The sequence below is a fragment of the Paracoccus sediminicola genome (assembly GCF_027912835.1).
GTDB lineage: Bacteria > Pseudomonadota > Alphaproteobacteria > Rhodobacterales > Rhodobacteraceae > Paracoccus > Paracoccus sediminicola.
The window spans coordinates 2,133,983-2,147,939 of sequence record NZ_CP115768.1; the positions used below are offsets into that span (position 1 = coordinate 2,133,983).

General features: G+C 63.6%; 14 protein-coding genes and 1 tRNA gene. 7 read left to right on the top strand and 8 right to left on the bottom strand.

Annotated elements, in window-relative coordinates:
- Positions 1 to 157 precede the first annotated feature (157 nt).
- Together PAF18_RS10565 and PAF18_RS10570 are read left to right on the top strand one after the other, a co-directional pair.
- Positions 158 to 280: a hypothetical protein gene (locus tag PAF18_RS10565; RefSeq protein WP_271115686.1), complete on the top strand. Its 123-nt coding sequence runs from the start codon at positions 158 to 160 to the stop codon at positions 278 to 280.
- A gap of 659 nt (positions 281 to 939) precedes the next feature.
- A complete protein-coding gene (locus PAF18_RS10570; protein ID WP_271115687.1) occupies positions 940 to 2,259 on the top strand; it encodes an amidohydrolase in 1,320 nt (439 codons plus the stop codon).
- 48 nt (positions 2,260 to 2,307) lie between these two features.
- On the opposite strand, the gene PAF18_RS10575 is transcribed toward PAF18_RS10570, so the two are convergent.
- From PAF18_RS10575 to PAF18_RS10595, 5 genes are read right to left on the bottom strand one after another with little or no spacing between them, the layout of a single operon-like run.
- A complete protein-coding gene (locus PAF18_RS10575) occupies positions 2,308 to 3,612 on the bottom strand; it encodes a glutamine synthetase family protein (RefSeq protein ID WP_271118109.1) in 1,305 nt (434 codons plus the stop codon).
- A 30-nt stretch (positions 3,613 to 3,642) separates the two neighbouring features.
- Positions 3,643 to 4,467 (bottom strand): ABC transporter permease, encoded by an 825-nt coding sequence (locus tag PAF18_RS10580; protein ID WP_271115688.1) that lies wholly within the window; start codon positions 4,465 to 4,467, stop codon positions 3,643 to 3,645.
- Complete coding sequence (locus PAF18_RS10585; RefSeq protein ID WP_271115689.1) at positions 4,464 to 5,342, bottom strand: ABC transporter permease; 879 nt, start codon at positions 5,340 to 5,342, stop codon at positions 4,464 to 4,466. Before PAF18_RS10585 ends, PAF18_RS10580 begins: the two co-directional genes overlap by 4 nt.
- Positions 5,343 to 5,386: 44 nt before the next feature.
- Positions 5,387 to 6,175: a transporter substrate-binding domain-containing protein gene (locus PAF18_RS10590; RefSeq protein ID WP_271115690.1), complete on the bottom strand. Its 789-nt coding sequence runs from the start codon at positions 6,173 to 6,175 to the stop codon at positions 5,387 to 5,389.
- Positions 6,176 to 6,196: 21 nt separating this feature from the next.
- A complete protein-coding gene (locus PAF18_RS10595; protein WP_271115691.1) occupies positions 6,197 to 6,982 on the bottom strand; it encodes an ABC transporter ATP-binding protein in 786 nt (261 codons plus the stop codon).
- A gap of 89 nt (positions 6,983 to 7,071) precedes the next feature.
- On the opposite strand from PAF18_RS10595, the gene PAF18_RS10600 reads away from it, so the two are divergent.
- The 3 genes from PAF18_RS10600 to PAF18_RS10610 are packed head-to-tail and all read left to right on the top strand — an operon-like array spanning position 7,072 to position 10,511.
- Positions 7,072 to 7,785: a type 1 glutamine amidotransferase gene (locus tag PAF18_RS10600; RefSeq protein WP_271115692.1), complete on the top strand. Its 714-nt coding sequence runs from the start codon at positions 7,072 to 7,074 to the stop codon at positions 7,783 to 7,785.
- Positions 7,782 to 9,140 (top strand): glutamine synthetase family protein, encoded by a 1,359-nt coding sequence (locus PAF18_RS10605; RefSeq protein ID WP_271115693.1) that lies wholly within the window; start codon positions 7,782 to 7,784, stop codon positions 9,138 to 9,140. Before PAF18_RS10600 ends, PAF18_RS10605 begins: the two co-directional genes overlap by 4 nt.
- Positions 9,141 to 9,200: 60 nt before the next feature.
- On the top strand, positions 9,201 to 10,511 hold the full coding sequence (locus PAF18_RS10610; RefSeq protein ID WP_271115694.1) for an NAD(P)/FAD-dependent oxidoreductase: 1,311 nt from the start codon (positions 9,201 to 9,203) through the stop codon (positions 10,509 to 10,511).
- 54 nt (positions 10,512 to 10,565) lie between these two features.
- Here PAF18_RS10610 and PAF18_RS10615 read toward each other — a convergent pair whose 3' ends face one another.
- The 3 genes from PAF18_RS10615 to PAF18_RS10625 form a co-directional block, all read right to left on the bottom strand.
- A complete protein-coding gene (locus PAF18_RS10615) occupies positions 10,566 to 10,985 on the bottom strand; it encodes a CoA-binding protein (RefSeq protein ID WP_271115695.1) in 420 nt (139 codons plus the stop codon).
- Positions 10,986 to 11,165: 180 nt separating this feature from the next.
- Positions 11,166 to 11,588, bottom strand: a complete 423-nt coding sequence (locus PAF18_RS10620; RefSeq protein WP_271115696.1) for a YHS domain-containing (seleno)protein — start codon at positions 11,586 to 11,588, stop codon at positions 11,166 to 11,168.
- Between the two features lie 69 nt (positions 11,589 to 11,657).
- The gene (locus tag PAF18_RS10625) at positions 11,658 to 12,458 is read right to left on the bottom strand and encodes a TrmH family RNA methyltransferase (protein WP_271115697.1); all 801 of its coding nucleotides are present in this window, start codon (positions 12,456 to 12,458) and stop codon (positions 11,658 to 11,660) included.
- Positions 12,459 to 12,590: 132 nt separating this feature from the next.
- On the opposite strand from PAF18_RS10625, the gene PAF18_RS10630 reads away from it, so the two are divergent.
- Positions 12,591 to 12,674, top strand: a tRNA-Tyr gene (locus PAF18_RS10630).
- An 89-nt stretch (positions 12,675 to 12,763) separates the two neighbouring features.
- Positions 12,764 to 13,924, top strand: a complete 1,161-nt coding sequence (locus PAF18_RS10635) for a GT-B fold glycosyltransferase domain-containing protein (RefSeq protein ID WP_271115698.1) — start codon at positions 12,764 to 12,766, stop codon at positions 13,922 to 13,924.
- Positions 13,925 to 13,957: the final 33 nt, after the last annotated feature.

Consider the following 13,957-nt stretch of genomic DNA (forward strand, 5'->3'; position numbering starts at 1 on the left):
TGAGCCTTGCCGGAGTTCGGCTCGCCGCAGCTCCCTCAAACCGCGGCCGCGCGGCGACCATCGTCACGACGCACGAGCCGGACCCCGGCAAGATCCACACCCGGCAAGGCCGCCTTGGCCCGGATGCCCGCGCAACGCGAGGCACCAAGGATGCCGCATGCCGGATTTGGATGTCGATCTGGATCTTTCCGCCCTCATAGAGATAGATGATCATATCATCAAATCTTTTCCGTGTCTTATGCGGTTTTCTGCCGCTGGCAGCACCATTTCCGCGCAGTGACGGAAAGGCCGGGTCTGCTCTGGCCGGTCGGCCATCGCACCAATCCCAGCGCAACCGGCCTGTCGTGATCTGTTGACGCGCGGTGCACGCATGTCACTGCGCCAAAAATGCCGTGAGCTGCGCGGTCGCCAGATCGTCTGCACCGGGTTCGGGCTGCAACATTTCCGGTGTTGCCGACTGGGCCAATTTTCCGCGCAGCTCCGGGACCCCTCGCGAACCGGGTGCGATCCCGATCCCGCTCAGAGGGGTTTGCCAACTTCCACACGCCCTAAGCGCGGCCTTTCCTCAGGGCATTCACCCAGTGTTCCGGGCAGCGCCGTCAGATTCCGGATGCGGCATTCCCAAAGCCATGAACCGACTGTTCAATGCGACTCATCCAATACAAACATTATACGGCAAACCCGACGAATCGCCGCATTCTTCCGTTTGCTTCCGGCCGCTTAGGCGGAGATCGGCGAAAAGCAGCCGATCCGTTCCACCCCTCGGCGCCAGTAATCGCAGCCGCCGCGGCTCTCGCTCGCCGTGCGCAAAAGCCCTCCGGCACAACCCTCTTGCCCGACCTCGCGCACGGTGCAAACCTTTCCCTGTAATCTGCCACCGCCGCGCAGCGCGCCCGATTGTGATCTGCCGCATATTTATCCGCAGCATTGGAGAGAGACATGAAAACCATGAAAACCCCAAGACACGCAGCCCTTCTTTGCGGTGTGGCGCTGGCCCTCTTCGCCACGCACCCCGCCTCTGCGCAGGATAGCGAACGCATCAACACGCTCTCCGCGGAGATCGAGCAGAAGGTCATCGACTGGCGCCGCGACATTCACCAGAATCCCGAACTCGGCAATCAGGAGACCCGCACTGCGGGGCTGGTTGCCGAACACCTGAAGGCGCTGGGTTACGAGGTCACCGAAAATGTCGGCGTGACCGGCGTCGTTGCCGTGCTGCAAGGCGGCCAGCCGGGTCCGGTCGTCGCGCTGCGCGCCGATATGGACGCGCTGCCGGTGGAGGAGCAGACCGGATTGCCCTTTGCATCATCCGTGAAGACCGAATGGAACGGCGAAGAGGTCGGCGTCATGCATGCCTGCGGCCATGACGCCCATGTGGCCATGCTGATGGGCGCGGCCGAGGTCTTTGCCGGGATGCAGGAGGACCTGAAAGGCACTGTGAAGCTGATCTTCCAACCCGCCGAGGAAGGCATCCCCGGCCCGGACGAGGCCGGTGCCCGCGCGATGATGTCCGAGGGCGCGCTGGAGAACCCGAAGCCGGACGCCATTTTTGCGCTGCATGTCGGCACCGCGACCCCGACGGGGACACTCGGCTATCGTGCCGGCCCGATCCTCGCATCGTCGGATACCTATGATCTGACGGTTACCGGCCAGCAGACTCACGGCGCGGTGCCCTGGGGCGGGGTCGATCCCATTGTCATCGCGTCGCAGATCGTCATGGGCTTCCAGACCATCGTCAGCCGCCAGATCGACCTGACGCTGCAACCTGCCGTGGTCACGGTTGGCACATTCGACGCCGGCACGCGCTATAATATCGTGCCGGGCGAGGCGGTGCTGACCGGCACGGTGCGCACCTATGACGAAGAGATGCGCAGCTTTATCAAGGAACGTATGGACCAGATCGCCACGCAGATCGCCGAGGCCAATGGCGGCTCTGCCGAGCTGAACTTCGAGCCGGACGCCTATGCGACCACGATCAACGACCCGGAGCTGACAGCCGCGATGCTCCCTTCGCTGGACAAGGTAGAGGGCGCGACTCCGCTGGAGATCGGACAGCAGACACCGTCCGAGGATTTCTCGTTCTATGCGCAGGAAGTGCCGGGGCTGTTCATGATGCTGGGCGCCACGCCGCCCGATGCCGATCCGTCAGAAGTGGCGCCGAACCATTCGCCGCTTTTCCAGATCGACGAGGGTGCATTGCTGGTTGGGGTGCGCACCCTGGTCACGCTGACGACGGATTACATGGAGATGAACAGCTAAGATCTTGGCATCGCGCTGCGCGACGACCGCGCAGCGCCTTGCGGCAGGTCACACCGTGTCGAGATAAAGCTCGATCGTTTCTTCATCGGTCAGCTCGGCCATGTAATGCAGCTCTTGCCGCTTGGTCATGACGTAGTTGTCGATGAGATGTTGCGGGAAGATGCGTTTGATCTCGTCGCAGCGCTCGAATGCGGTGATTGCTTCGGACCAGGTGCCGGGAAGCTGTTCCAGACCCTTGTCATAGGCGTTGCCCTCGAATGGGGGCGGCGGCTCCTGCGCGTCTTCGATCCCGTTCAGCGCCGCGCCGAGTATCGCCGCGATCATCAGATAGGGGTTCACATCGCCCCCAGCCACGCGATGCTCGATCCGGCGTGCCTTCGGTCCGGAGGCCGGGATGCGGATCGCCGCGGTCCGGTTCTCATAGGCCCAGCCGATCCCGGTCGGCGCATGGGCATTCGGCACCAGCCGGTCATAGCTGTTTTCATGCGGTGCAAAGATCAGGGTCGAGCCGGGCATGGCACGGGTCAGCCCGGCCACGGCGTGCCGCAGCGTGTCCGACCCCCTGGGGCCGCCATCATCGAAGACATTGCGCCCCTCGGAGTCGAGCAGCGAGAAATGCATGTGCAGCCCCGATCCCGACCAGACATCATAGGGCTTGGCCATGAAGCTGGCGGCAAAGCCGAATTGCCGCGCCACGCCCTTGGTCAGCATCTTGAACAGCCAGGCATCATCCGCGGCCTTCAGCGGGTCGTCCTGATGCATCATGTTGATCTCGAACTGCCCGAGCGCGGCCTCGGAAATCGCGGTGTCGGCCGGGATGTCCATCTCTTCGCAGGAATCGTAGAGCCGGGTGAAAAACTGGTCGAACGCATCCAGGGCGCGCAGCGACAACGTCTCGGCCCCGGTGCGGCGCTTGCCGGATCGCGGAGAGGGCGGCACGCGCAGCGTCTTGCCTGAATCGTCGATGATGAAGAATTCCATCTCGGTGGCGACGACAGGGGTCAGCCCGGCCGCCTTGTAACGGTCCACCACACGGGCCAGCGCCTGACGCGGATCGCCCTCATAGGGGCGGCCATCGGGGTGGAACATCCAGATCGGCAGCAGGGCCGAGGGCGCTGCCAGCCACGGCATCGGCATGAAGCCGCGTTCGGTCGGCATCAGCAGCGCATCGGGATCGCCGGTTTCGAAGACCAGCGGGCTGTCCTCGATATCCTCGCCCCAGATATCCATGTTCAGCACCGAATAGGGGAACTTCGTCCCCTCGGTGAGCAATTTCGAAGCAAAGCGCGCCGGAACGCGCTTGCCGCGCGGCACGCCGTTCAGATCGGCCGCGGCGACGCGGATGGTGCGCATTTCGGGGTGTTCGGCAAGCCAGCTCACATGTCACCTGATCAGTTGAGGCCGATAGCGGAGACGCCGCGCGGCCCCCGGAAGATGCCGGTTCAGGCGGCGGTTGACCAGCCCGAACAGCGAAATCAGAAGCAGCGTCAGAAGGATGAAATAGGCCGCCGCGATGGGATAGGCCACGAAGGGGTTGAAGGTCTTGTCGGCAAAGAAATTCGCGTAATACAGCGCGTCGCCCTGCTGCGCGAATGCCGGGAAACCCGAAAAAAACACCAGCGTCGTGGCATGAAACAGAAAGATCGCCTCGTTCGTATAGGCGGGCCAGGCCAGCCTCATCATCGTCGGCCAGACCACGCGGCGAAAGCGATGCCAACCGGTCAGCCCATAGGCATCCGCCGCCTCCAGATCGCCCTTCGGGACGGATTGCAGCGCGCCGAAGAAGATCTCGGCGGAATAGGCGGCGGTGTTCAGGATCAGCACAATCAGCGCCCCGGCCCAGGCCTTGGTCAGCCAGCCGGTTGCCACGGTGATGCCGAAGATCTCGATCCCCGCGCGCGGCAACAGCACGAAAAGCTGATAGGCGAGGAAAAACTGGATAAACAGCGGGCTGCCCCGGAAAACGAAGATGAACAGCTCTGCCGGTTTGCGCAGCCAGGGCGAATCGGCGGCTTTCGCGACGGCCAGCCCGTTGGCTAGGCAGAAACCGATGAGCAGGGCGAGGACGCCGAAATAGATATTCCAGATCAGCCCCGAGCCGATCAGCGTGAACTGTGTGCACAGATCGAACTCGGTCCGTGGCAGCAAACGCTCGCCGATGCCGATCGCGCGCAGCCCGTAATCGCTCAGGATCTGCACACAGCTCATGCGGCCGCCTTCCGCAGTGCTTCGCCCGCCATGGTCGACTGACCCAGCGAAAGCCGCCGTCTGACCCGGCGCAGGATCCGCTCGGAGATCCAGGTCATGAACAGGTAGAAGACGAGGATGGCGAGGAAGTAATAGAGCCTCCAGTCGGGATGCGGATAGGTGAAGGCGCTGGTTTTCGACCCGCCCAGTTCGCGCGCCCAATAGACGATATCCTCGACACCCAGCAGGAACAGAAGCGGTGTCGCCTTGATGAGGATCATCCAAAGATTGGACAGGCCCGGAACCGCATAGGACCACATTTGCGGGATCAACACGCGCCGGTTCACCTGACGCCGCGACATGCCGTAAGCCTCGGCCGTTTCCAGCTGGCTGCGAGGCACCGCGTTCATCGCACCATAGAGCACGTTCGCCGCGAATGCGCCGAAGACGATCGAGAAGGCAAGGATCGCAAGAAACATGCCGTAGGAATCATGCACCCATTCCGGGCTTGCGGCGCGAGGCAGCTTCGCGGCCTCGCAGACGATGAAGTCATTGCCTTGCCGGACCGGAACGGACGTATCGCAGGACACCCGCGATCGGAGATATTCAAAAAACTGATCAAGCGCGATCGGCACGAACATGAAGAAGATTACATCCGGCACGCCGCGCACCATCGCGGTGTATGTCTTGCCGAACCAGCGCAGCGGCGCGATATGCGAGCGCGCCGCCAATGCGCCCCCGAAACCGAAAAGCAGAGCGACGGGCGCGGTCACGGCAAGAAGGAACAGCACCGTGCCGAAGCTCGCATAGAACATCATATGCGTGCCGGATGTCAGATAGCATGACAGCCAGGTCAGACCTTCCAGCGATTTCGGATCGGCGCAATATTCGAACATCGGTGTCGCGCCCCGCCGTCACGATAGGCGGCGGGGCGTCATCCTCATTCGGCGGCGGGAAGCTCGCCGATTTCGGCATCGGCTTTTTCGACCGCCTCACCGTCAGGGCCGAAATACATCGCGCCTTCGATGAACCATTCCTCGATCAGCGCATTCAGCGTGCCGTCCTCTTTCATCTCGGTCAGCGCCGCGTTCATCTGGTCGCGCAGTTCGGTATCGGACTGCCGCAGGCCGATGCCGATCCCTCCGCCAAGCGGCACATCGTCGCCCACCCAGGACAGTTCGCCGTTGGATTCGGTCACGATGGGTTCAAGGAAATCCTTGTCGGCAAAGACGGCATCCGCCTCGCCGTTGCGCACCGCCGAGACGGTTTCGTCGGGGGTGGCAAATTCCAGCAGGGTCGCGCCGGATTCGGCGACATGGGCGGCCTGGATCGTGGCGGTCTGCGCGGCGACGACCGCATCCTCGGCAACGCTGGTATCTGCCGACAGCGCGGCATAGGCCGAAGCGGCGGGCGGGAAATAGTTCTGGGTGAACTGGATTTCCTGCTGACGCTCTTCGGTGATCGACATGCCGGCCATGATTGCATCGTAATTCGACGATTTCAGATTCGGCAGGATCGAATCCCAGTCATTCTTGACCCAGACGCATTCCAGTTCGGCCCGCTTGCAGACCTCATTGCCCACGGCGATGTCGAAGCCGTCCAGATCGCCGCTGTCATTGACAAGGTTGTAGGGAGGATAGGCGCCCTCGGATGCGATCCGCACCGGCGCGGCGAAGGCGGTGCCGGCGGTGAGCGCCAGCGTCGCGGCAGCGATGAACATCTTTTTCATTATGTCTCTCCTGTTGGTTGGTCAGGCCACCATCGTGGCGCTGAGAAATTGGCGCAGCCGATCCGTCTTCGGTGCACCAAATACCTGCCCGGGCGGGCCTTCTTCCTCGATCCGTCCCTGATGCAGGAAAACGACGTGATCGCTGACATCGGCCGCCAGCCGCATGTCATGCGTCACGAGGATCATGGTGCGATGCTCGGCGGCGAGGTCCTTGATGACCTTCACCACCTCCTGTTGCAATTCGGGGTCCAGCGCGCTTGTCGGTTCATCAAACAGCAGCGCCCGCGGCTCCATGCAGAGCGCGCGCGCGATGGCTGCGCGCTGCTGCTGACCACCCGAAAGCTGGGCGGGCCAAGCATCCGCCTTGTCCCCGATACCGACCTTGTCCAGCAGGGCCCGGGCGCGCGGCTCGACCTCGGCCCGGCTCTGGCCCAGAACCGTGACCGGCGCCTCCATCACGTTTTGCAGAACGCTCATATGCGCCCATAGATTGAACTGCTGGAACACCATCGCAAGCTGCGTGCGCATCCGCGTGACCTGGCCGCGATCGGCCGGCATGCGCGTCCCGCCCTGCCCTTTCCAGCGGACCGGATCGCCGGCGAACAGGATCTCTCCTTGCTGGCTGTTTTCCAGCAGGTTGCAGCAGCGCAACAACGTGGACTTGCCCGAGCCGGACGAGCCGATCAGGCTGAGCACATGGCCGCGCGGCGCTGAGAGCGAGACGCCCTTCAGCACCTCCAACTCGCCATAGGCTTTGTGGAGGTCGCGGATCTCTATGACCGGATTATCACTGGCAGCATCATTCATCGTGACGCGTATCTGGCGCGATTCCGATGCGGATTGCAACGGCCTGATGCGCCCCGTAATCTGTGCGCGGGACAAATTTGCGGGAAATCATGCAGATCGGCATACTTCAATGCGGACAGGCCCCGGAGACGCTCAAGGACGGGCTCGGGGACTATCCGGACATGTTCATGCGGCTCCTCGCCGGGAGAGGGCTGGAATTCGAGAATTATCACGTTGAAAACATGCAGTTTCCGGGCTCCGTCCATGACGCCGAGGGCTGGCTTCTGACTGGGTCGCGTCATGGCGCCTACGAGCCTCATGACTGGATTCCCCCGCTGGAAGACTTCATCCGTAATGCCTATGCCGCATCGGTGCCTCTGGTGGGGATCTGCTTCGGTCACCAGATCATCGCGCAGGCGCTGGGCGGGAAGGTGGAAAAATATGCGCGCGGTTGGTCAGTTGGCGCGCAGGATTACGATTTCGCGGGCGAAACGCTGACGCTCAATGCGTGGCATCAGGATCAGGTGACGCAGCGTCCCGATGGCGCCGAGATCGCCGGGCAGAATGAATTCTGCGAGAATGCGGCGCTGATCTATCCCGGCCGCGCCTATACGGTGCAGGCCCATCCCGAGTTCAAGGATGACTTCGTCGAGGGGCTGATCGAGACCCGCGCCAAGGGCGTGGTCCCCGACGCGTTGCTGGATACGGCACGGTCCCGGATGGGCGGCAAACGCGACAGCGACCGCATCGCCGACCGGATCGAGGCATTTTTCCGCGCCGCGGTCTCGGACAGGCAGGGCGCGGCCGTATTGGAGGACAGATGACGCCGGAATGGCTGAAAAAAGCGCCGCAACCGGCGCAGGATTACGTGGCGGACCGCCGGCTGGACGAGGTGGAATGCATCGTTTCGGACATTGCCGGCGTCGCGCGGGGCAAGGCGATGCCCGCGTCGAAATTTGCCCGGCAGGAGAAATTCTATCTGCCGAACTCGATCTTCCTGCAAACCATCACCGGGGAATGGGCCGATAATCCCGCGGGGGCCTTTACCGAACCCGACATGGTGCTGGCGCCGGATTACAGCACCACCTCTGCCGCGCCCTGGACCGCTGATTACACGTTGCAGGTGATCCACGACGTGTTCGACCAGAACGGCGACCCGGTGCCGGTTGCGCCGCGTAACGTGCTCAAGCGCGTGGTCGGGCTTTTTGACGAGCAGGGCTGGACGCCGGTCGTCGCCCCCGAGATGGAGTTCTTTCTCGTCGCGCGCAACACCGACCCGAACCAGCCCATCATCCCTCCGATGGGTCGCACGGGTCGTCGTGCCGCCGCGAAACAGGCCTATTCGCTGTCGGCGGTCGATGAATACGGCAAGGTCATCGACGATATCTATGATTTCGCCGAAGCCCAGGGTTTCGAGATCGACGGCATCCTTCAGGAAGGCGGGGCCGGACAGATCGAGATCAATCTCGCCCATGGCGATCCGGTCAAGCTCGCCGACGAAATCTTTTATTTCAAACGCCTGATCCGCGAGGCGGCGCTGCGGCACGACTGCTATGCGACCTTCATGGCCAAGCCCATCGAGGGCGAGCCGGGCTCGGCGATGCATATCCACCACTCGGTGATCGACAATCGGACCGGGCAGAACATCTTTTCGGATGAGCGAGGCCGCGAGGCACCGCCCTTCCTGAATTTCATCGCCGGGATGCAGGCGCACCTGCCTGCGGCAATCGCGCTGCTTGCGCCCTATGTGAATTCCTATCGCCGCTATATCCCGGACTTCGCAGCGCCCATCAATCTGGAATGGGGCCGTGACAACCGCACCACAGGGCTGCGCGTACCGATCTCCGGTCCCGAGGCGCGGCGGGTGGAAAACCGGCTCGCGGGGATGGATTGCAACCCCTATCTCGGCCTCGCCGCCTCTCTGGCGTGCGGCTATCTCGGGCTGACAGAAAAGCGCGATCCGCGTCCCGAATGTATCGGCGACGCCTATATCTCGGAAGACGAGCTGCCGCTTACGCTTGGCGATGCGCTCGATCTCATGGTCGATAGCGACCCGATGCGGATGGTTCTGGGTGAGGAGTTCGTAGCCGTCTACGAGGCGGTGAAGCGCAACGAATACAAGGAATTCCTCCAGGTGATCTCACCCTGGGAGCGCGAGCATCTTTTGCTGAATGTCTGAGAGGCCGTATGCCCGTTCGGAAACTGGCCGCGTCCTCATGCCGTCGCTGGAGCACCGTTGATGGACCTGCTTTTCTCGAATGACCGTCGCGGGGAGTACCCGCCCTCGCTCTACGCCGATCAGGTCGAGATGCTGCCACCCTTTGCCCCGCTGCGCGGCGAGGCGCGGGCGGATATCTGCGTGGTCGGTGCGGGCTATACCGGGCTGTCGGCGGCGCTGCATCTGGCCGAGGCCGGGTTCGACGTGATGCTGCTCGAAGCGCATCGGGTCGGATTCGGGGCGTCGGGGCGCAATGGCGGGCAGCTCGGCTCGGGCCAGCGGCTCGGCCCTGACGAGCTGGAGCCGGTGGTCGGGCGAGAGATGGCGCGTCGCCTGTGGGATATGGCCGAGGATGCCAAGCGGCTGACCCGCGATCTGGCCGCACGCTCCGGCGTGTCCGTCCGCGACGGCGTGGCACACGCTTTCCGCAAACCCGCAGAGCTGGACGAGGCGCGGCATCACAGCGACCATCTGGCCACCTATTACGGTTACGATCAGCTAGAAACCTTCTCGGCCGAGGCATTTCGCGAAATTCTCCCCTCCCCGGCCTATTGCGGCGGTGAGATCGACTCGGGTGCGGGGCATCTGAACCCGCTGGCGCTGGCGCTCGGCATGGCCCGGCTGGCCCGCGATGCGGGGGCGATTATTCATGAAATGAGCCATGTGCACCGCATCGATTTCGCGACAAGCGCCAATGGCAAGACCATCCTGCGCACCGGGTCGGGGGCGGTTCAGTGCGACCATGTGATCCTGGCGGGGAATGGCTATCTGGGCGGGCTGTCAGACAAGATTGCGGCGCGCGTCATGCCGATCAACAATTTCATCGCCGCAACCGCGCCTTTGGGCCCGCGCAAGGCCGATGTGCTGCGCCGTGACATCGCCGTGCATGATACCAAGTTCGTGGTGAACTATTGGCGCGTGGACGAGGACGACCGGTTGATCTTCGGCGGCGGCGAAAATGTGAGCTATCGCTTTCCCAAGGATATCGCTGCCAAGGTTCGCAAGCCGCTGGCCGAGATCTATCCCGCGCTTGCCGATATTCCCTTTACTCATGCCTGGGGTGGCACGCTTGCCATTACCATGAACCGCCTGCCCTGTTTCGCGCGTCCGGCGCCCAACGCTCTGTCGGCAAGCGGGTTTTCCGGTCACGGCGTCGCTCTCGCGACATTGGCGGGGCGGCAGATGGCGCAAGCGGTGGCCGGCCAGGCGGAAGGATTCGACACGATGGCAACGCTGCCGACACCGCGCTTTCCCGGCGGACAGATGCTGCGCTGGCCGCTGCTTGTGGCCGGAATGAGCTGGTTTGCGCTGCGTGATCGCCTGGGAATCTGAGCAGCCAGAGTGGGCGCGGCCCCGAACCCTGCGGTAGCGCTTGCTCCGAAGACCTCAGCCGATGCGCGGAAATTCGATCTTGGGGCAGCGGTCCTGAACGACGATCTTGCCCGCGGCCTCGGCCTTTTCTGCCGCTTGCCGATGAGTGACGCCAAGCTGCATCCAGATGAATTTCAGATCGGGCAGCGCAGTCAGGGCCTCGTCGACCACAGACGGCACGGCGTCGGAGCGCCGAAAAATATCGACCATGTCCACACCCGCATCGTCCGGGATCGAAGACAGGTCCGGATACACTATCTCACCGAGGATCTCCTCGCCGGCATGGCCGGGATTGACCGGGATCACGCGATAACCCTGCGCCTGAAGAAACCGGGCGACGCCCCAGCTTGGCCGCTCGCTGCGCGGTGACAAGCCGACAACCGCGATGGTGCTGGCTTCGTCTCTGATCCTGCGAATGGTCTCGGTTTCGGACATCTGGGCCTCCTTCGCCAGACCATTTCATATAAAAAGCGCCCGGTCCAGAAGGCCGGGCGCAAGTGCGGAACGAGGGACAGTGATCTGAGCGCGGCCGTTCCGTGGCTGCGCGCTCGTGCTATGGATATGGGTGGTGATTCGCAGAATCCAAGGCGAGTCGCGGATTTGTGATCGCAACCGTCACGGGCGAAGCTTGACCCACATACCCTTGGCTTCCATCAGGATTTTCCGCGGCCTCTCCAGCAATTCGCGTTTTCGCGCAGACGATCCCGTCAGATAGACCCGCTGGCCGATGGTCACGAACTGGCGCGGATCGCCGGGTTCCGCGCGGCCCTCGGCCAAAGCCACTACGCAGAGACCGTCGAAACCCGGCGTATAGGCACGGGGATTCGATTCAAAAAGGGCGCGATTCTCGTTCGAGGCGAAGTGGTAATCCTTGCCGCGCCACTTGGTCGAGATGTCACCCCGCCCCGGCACCGCCTGATCGCGCGTCACATAGGCGACCGGGTCATAGCCGCCAAGTGCCCATTTCTGCGCAAGCGACGCAGAGGGCAGCGACGCGAGAAGGACGAAAATCAGAGGTTTCAGCAGCTTCAGGGACATGGCTCGGCACTTTATTCGCCTTACACATGGCATCCGCCCCCTCTGCTGTCCATGATTCGACCTTGCGGCTCAAGCCCATGTGAAACGTCGTGCAGCGGCGTAAAGCGCCACAGCCGCCGCATTCGAGACATTCAACGAGCCAAACGTCCCTGCGACCTCGATCCGGGCGAGATGGTCGCAGGTGTCGCGGGTCCGTTCCCGCAGCCCCGGCCCTTCGGCGCCAAGCACGAGGCAGACCGGGCGGTCCCCGAGCCCATCCAGCACCATGTCCAGGCTCTCGGTCGCTTCGCCCGCCAGACCGACGGTCACATAACCCGCCGCTTTCAGCGTCTCGAGCGCGTCGGCGAGATTGCCGATGCGCAGATAGGGCTGCCGCTCCAGGGCACCCGAGGCTGTCTTGGCCAAAGCTCCGGTTTCGGGCGCTGTGTGACGGGCTGGCGCGATCACGGCCCGGGCGCCGAATACCTCGGCGGAACGCAGAATGGCGCCGACATTATGCGGATCGGTGACCCGGTCGAGGGCCACCAGGAGCGGTCGCCCGGCCCCGGCTATGGCGATCTCGTCAAGATTTCCCCAGCTGAGCGGGCGGACTTCGAGCGCGCAGCCCTGATGCACGCTGTCCGGCGGCAGCCCGACCGTGCGATCGAAGACGCGCGCATCGGTGATCTCGGGCGTCAGACCGCCGTGATCGCCAAGCCGGTCGAGCGCATTCTGCGTCACCACAAGCCGCAGCTTTTCGCGCGCCGGGTTGGCGAGCGCATCGCGCACGGCATGCAGCCCGAAGAGCCAGATGGTCTCGGCGGCGGATGCTTTCTTCGCGCGCTCCTTGGCGATCACCCAGTCGGGCTTGCGGGTCTTGCGGTCGGCCATGTCATTCCCCTTTTGCCCGCCCTTCTGCGCCATCCCCCCGGCCGCGCGCAAGCCCGTCGCGGATTTGGCCGGATTCCCGCTTGACGCCCCGCGCCACCGCCCTTATTCCACCCCCCACGCCGAAGGCTCGGCGGGCGACGTGCTGCAAGGTGCGGCAGCGGACTGTAACTCCGCCGGGGAGACCCATGCCTGGTTCGATTCCAGGGTCGCCCACCATTCCCTCTCTCTAATCCGGTATCACAACTGGCGCTTCGCGGCGATCGCAGTTAGCCTTTGCACAGCAGGCCTGTGCCTGGTGAGGACGGATGCCGAAAAAGACTGCGAACACGCCAGAACTCAGCGATGCCGAGAAGGCGGCGCGGCGCGCAAAAAATGCGGCAAACCGTGCGAAGCGCGAAGCGAAGGCCGCACGCGACAAGGCTGCGCAGCGCGGCTCAGGCGAAGCCGCCACGGTCGCCGCGCGGCAGGATGGCAGCCGCAGCGATCGCTTCAACATCATGATCGTCGCTCAGGCCGGCCGGCTGGAATATGAGGCGCTGATCTTCACCGAGACGCTGCGCCGCGCCGCGCCAGGCTGGAAAGGCCGCCTCATCGTGGCGGAGCCCAAGCCCGAGGCCGCCTGGGCCGGTCACGAGACGCGGATTTCAGCGCCGGTCCGCGATCTTCTGGAAGCGCGCGGGGCAAAGATCAGACCGTTCATCGCGCGGCATTTCGGCGCCGATTACCCGCATGGCAACAAGATCGAGGCGTTGTCTACCCTGCCAACCGGCGAAAATTTCGTGTTCTTCGACAGCGACACCTTGTTCACCGGTCCAATCGAGCGGGTAGGCTTCGATTTCAACCGCCCCTCTGCTTCGATGCGACGCGAGGGGACATGGCCCGAACCGCCGCTTTACGGCCCCGGCTATGGCCAGATCTGGCAATCGCTCTATGAACGTTTCGGGCTCGACTTCACGTCCTCTCTCGACCTCGACCAGCCGGATGAGCATTGGGAGCGGTATCTCTACTTCAACGCTGGCTGGTTCTTCGGCAGCGATCCGGTCGAGTTCCGCCGCCGCTTTCTGGATTGGTCGCGGCAAATCAAGCGCGAGCCCGGCGAGGCGCTTGCGTGTCAGGAGCTGCGGCCCTGGCTCGATCAGATCGCGCTGCCTCTGGTGATCCACAGCTTCGGCGGCGGACGCCCCGGCCCGGAACTTGCCGGTCTGGATGGCGATGTAAGCTGCCATTATCGCAATCTGCCACTGTTATACGCGCGAGAAAGCGATGGGGTCGTCGCTGCGCTTGCAGAGGCGGCGCATCAACCCGACATCCGCGCGGTTCTGGAACACTGGGAACCTGCGCTGCGTCTGATCTATCAGCGCATCGGTGCCGAGCTGATCCGTCCGGCCTTCGACCGCGAAAGGCTGCCCGGTTTCGAGCAGCCGATCCGGCAGGAGATCAAGCGCGCCGGTTGGTGGGTGGTCTGACGCGGAAGACTGTGCGCGCCGCGTCAGACAGGA